5 protein-coding genes are annotated in these 3,636 nt (G+C 71.1%); 3 read left to right on the top strand and 2 right to left on the bottom strand.

The window, feature by feature from the left end:
* Positions 1-17: 17 nt before the first annotated feature.
* Positions 18-722 (bottom strand): hypothetical protein, encoded by a 705-nt coding sequence (locus tag ACFWGZ_RS40215; RefSeq protein WP_382456837.1) that lies wholly within the window; start codon positions 720-722, stop codon positions 18-20.
* Between the two features lie 61 nt (positions 723-783).
* Between ACFWGZ_RS40215 and ACFWGZ_RS40210 the strand changes: the two genes are divergently transcribed.
* Complete coding sequence (locus tag ACFWGZ_RS40210) at positions 784-993, top strand: helix-turn-helix domain-containing protein (protein WP_382456836.1); 210 nt, start codon at positions 784-786, stop codon at positions 991-993.
* Positions 990-1,517: a Clp protease N-terminal domain-containing protein gene (locus ACFWGZ_RS40205; protein WP_382456835.1), complete on the top strand. Its 528-nt coding sequence runs from the start codon at positions 990-992 to the stop codon at positions 1,515-1,517. The genes ACFWGZ_RS40210 and ACFWGZ_RS40205 overlap by 4 nt, the downstream gene beginning before the upstream one ends.
* Here ACFWGZ_RS40205 and ACFWGZ_RS40200 read toward each other — a convergent pair.
* The gene (locus tag ACFWGZ_RS40200) at positions 1,468-2,121 is read right to left on the bottom strand and encodes a YitT family protein (protein WP_382456834.1); all 654 of its coding nucleotides are present in this window, start codon (positions 2,119-2,121) and stop codon (positions 1,468-1,470) included. The genes ACFWGZ_RS40205 and ACFWGZ_RS40200 overlap by 50 nt on opposite strands.
* 61 nt (positions 2,122-2,182) lie before the next feature.
* On the opposite strand from ACFWGZ_RS40200, the gene ACFWGZ_RS40195 reads away from it, so the two are divergent.
* Positions 2,183-3,619 (top strand): PLP-dependent aminotransferase family protein, encoded by a 1,437-nt coding sequence (locus tag ACFWGZ_RS40195; protein ID WP_382456833.1) that lies wholly within the window; start codon positions 2,183-2,185, stop codon positions 3,617-3,619.
* Positions 3,620-3,636 lie beyond the last annotated feature (17 nt).

The following is a 3,636-nucleotide window of genomic DNA, read 5'->3' as shown; positions in this document are numbered from 1 at the left end:
CTGCGGGGCTTCTTTCGTCATGTCGTGATTCGCACGATCGCCTGGTCGTCGTGCGTTTTGTAGCGGGGCCACCGCCGGTGTTCCGAATCGGCGCGTTCGGCTTCCCGGATTCGGTCGAGCACTTCGCCCAGTGGCAATTCCGCGAGGTCCTCCCACGGGAAGAGCCCGTACTCCGACACTCCACACGAGACGCCGTCCGTGAGAGCGATCACCTTCGCGACTTCGGCCCGCGGCCAGCTCGCCGTCACGGCCCGGTGTCCCGCGACGGGGTCGGCCTCCGCGACCCACCACCCGTCCGGCTTGTTCTTCCACGCCAGGATGTCCGGCTGCGACCGGAGGTCCTGCAGCCGGGTGTCCTCGAGCACGCAGGTCGACTGTCCGAACGCGACGACCGGGGTGTCGCACAGCACGAGCGCGTCGATCGTCTCGTCGTTCCACCGCACGATCGACGCCGTCGACGACGGTGAGTCGCCGGGGACGAGGTCGTGCTCCGCGACGAGGTTCTCGATGGCCCGCGCCAGCAGGTCGGTCAGCGGGCCGGCGTCGTCGAGCAGCCGGACGAGTTCGTCGGCGAGCTTCGTGGCGTACCAGCCGCCGTTGCGGTCGGGTGGCCTTGTCCGCGAGGTGACGCCGTCCAGGACGACGACGGCGTTGGGGGTGACGCGGATCCGATCTTCGGAAGCGCGGCCCGGCGCGCCCTGTTCCGCGGTCTCGATCTTCACGTCCCCAACGTAGCTGTCAACCTCGGTTGACGGATCGCGTGTGTCAACGTACGTTGACAGCATGACTGAAGCGACGGATCTCGCCACGGCGGCAGGAGACCGCGACCCGTTGGTCGGGTTGCGGGCCGTCACCGCGCTGCGGCGACTTTTGGAACACCTGGAGGCCGTCCAGGTCCGCAGCGCGCGGGCCCAGGGCTGGTCGTGGCAGGACATCGCGGCGGAGCTCGGGGTCTCCCGCCAGGCGGTGCACAAGAAGCACGGGGGTCGATGATGATCGCGGAACGGTTCACTAAGGAAGCCCGGGAGGCGGTCAAGACCGCCGTCGCGGAGGCGGAACGGGTCCACGCCGGCGAGGTCGGGGTGGAGCACCTGCTGCTGGCGCTGCTCGACGCGCCTGTGCTGGCGGGGTTCGACCTGCCGCGCGGCGAGCTCGAGACGGCGTTCCGGGACTACCGGCGCAAGGGCGGGCTGACCAAGGCCGACGCGGAGGCGTTGCGGGGCCTGGGGATCGACGTCGAGAAGGTGATCGACTCGGTCGAGCAGTCGCTCGGGGCCGGTGTGCTGCGGCCGGGTCCGCGCAGGCGGTGGTTCGGGATGCCGCTGGAGGCGGACTTCAAGAAGGCGCTGGAGAGGTCGCTGCGCGAGGCGCGCGACCTCGGCCACAACTACCTGGGCAGTGAGCACGTCGTGCTGGCGTTGCTGCAGGGCAGGGGGATCGTGGCCGAGGTGCTGACCGAGCGAGGGGTCACGTACGGGGAGATCCGCAAGCGGGCCGCGAGCGCTCGCGCCAGGTGAGCGCGGGCAGGAAGAGCTGCGACAGCGGGCCGATGCCGAGCGCGTAGAGGATCGTGCCGACGCCGACCGTGCCGCCGAGCAGCCAGCCGGTGCCGAGCACGACCAGCTCGATCACGGTCCTGGTCAGGCGCAGGGACACGCCCGTGCGGCGGCAGAAGCCGGTCACCATGCCGTCGCGCGGGCCTGCGCCGAGCCGGGAGCCGACGTACGCGGCGAACGCCACGGCGTTGAGCACGATGCCGGCCGTCATGAGCGCGATCCGCGGCAGCAGCCCTTCCGGCGCGGGCATGATCGCGAGGGACACGTCGACGCTGACGGCGACGAGCACGACGTTGCCGATGGTGCCGATGCCGGGTTTCTGCTTCAGCGGGATCCACACCAGCAGCACCAGCACGCCGGTGATCGCGGTGATGAGACCGAAGCTCAGGCCGGTGCGCTTCTCGAGACCCTCGTGCAGCACGTCCCACGGGTTCAGGCCGAGGGTCGCGCGGATCTGCATCGCCATGCTCGCGCCGTAGAGCCACAGACCTGCGAGGAGCTGGGGGAGACGGCGGGCGGGGGCAACCCGGACGGAGACCTGGTCGAGTGAGGTCGATGTGGCCATGTGGCCATCTTGCGCTTCGATTGGCCTGGTAATCCATAGCCAATCCGGGATAATTGGCTTCATGCTCCCACCAGGTGGACGTATTTCGGGTGCGCGGCTCGAGAAGCTGCTCGGGTCGTGGCGTCGCGGGATTCCCCGGCAGTGTTCGGCCGACCTCGTCACGGCGATGAAACTGCTGGTCGCGGACGGCCGGCTGCCCGTCGGGACGCGGTTGCCGTCCGAGCGCGAGCTCACCGAGGTGCTGCCCGTGAGCCGCACCACGATCACCGCGGCGTTCGACCAGCTGCGCGCCGAGGGGGTGGTGCAGTCGCGGCGCGGGGCCGGGTCGTGGATCAGCGGACCGGTCGGGGCGGGAGGGGGCATCACCGTCGCCGACGACACGCTGATCGACCTGTCCCGTGCCGCGCCTGCCGCACTGCCGTCCGTGCGGCACGCGCTGGAGGACGCGATGGCCCGGATGCCGGAACAGCTCGCGTCGCACGGGTACGACGAGCGCGGACTGCCGGTGCTGCGGCAGCGGATCGCCGACCGGTACGCGGCCCGTGGCCTGCCGACCTCGCCCGACCAAATCGTGGTGACCTCGGGCGCCCAGCACGCGTGGGCGCTGTTGCTGCGGCTCTTCGTCGGGCCCGGCGACCGGGTGCTGGTGGAGCAGCCGAGCTACCCCAACGCGCTGGAGGCGGTGCGGGCGGCGTTCGCGATCCCGGTGCCCGTGCCGATGTCGGCCGACGGCTGGGACGTGGACGGGTTCGAGGCCGCGCTGCGGCAGGCCGGGCCCCGGCTCGCCTACCTGATCCCCGACTTCCAGAACCCGACCGGGCTGCGGATGTCGTCGCAGTCGCGGGAGGCGCTCACGGCCGTGCTGCGCAAAGCCCGCACCCCGCTGGTCGTCGACGAGACCCTGGTGGAGCTGTCGCTGGACGACTCGCCGGCACCGCTGCCGATGGCCGCGTTCGGCGGCGAGTCGGTGGTGACGCTGGGGTCTGCGAGCAAGTCGCACTGGGGCGGGCTGCGCATCGGGTGGATCCGGGCATCGGCCGACGTCGTGCACCGGTTGCTGTCGACGAGGGCGGCGATCGACCTGGGCACGCCGGTGTTCGAGCAGCTGGTGGTCGCCGCGCTGCTGGAGTCGCCGGAAAGCGTTCTGCGGCAACGCCGCGAGGAGGCGCGGGCGCAGCGGGACGTGGCGGTCGCGGCACTGCGCGAACACTGTCCACAGTGGAGCTTCGAGGTCCCGTCCGGCGGACTCGGGCTGTGGTGCGCGCTCGACGGGCCGGTGAGCACGCGGATCGCCGTGATGGCGCAGAACCACGGGGTGCGGCTCGTGCCCGGTCCGCGGTTCGCGGTGCACGGGGGCTGCGAGCAGATGCTCCGAGTGCCGTACACGCAGTCGCCCGAAGTGCTCAGGGAGGCGATCGGCCGTTTGGGTGTCGTTGCGGCATCTGTTGCGGGTACTGGGTTTCCGGCGGAGGCCGACCTGTCGCTGCCGGTCGCGTGAGACACGTCGGCCCGGTC

The organism is Lentzea sp. NPDC060358, from assembly GCF_042725365.1.
Lineage (GTDB): Bacteria > Actinomycetota > Actinomycetes > Mycobacteriales > Pseudonocardiaceae > Lentzea.
This window is presented reverse-complemented; position numbering and strand designations above follow the sequence as displayed.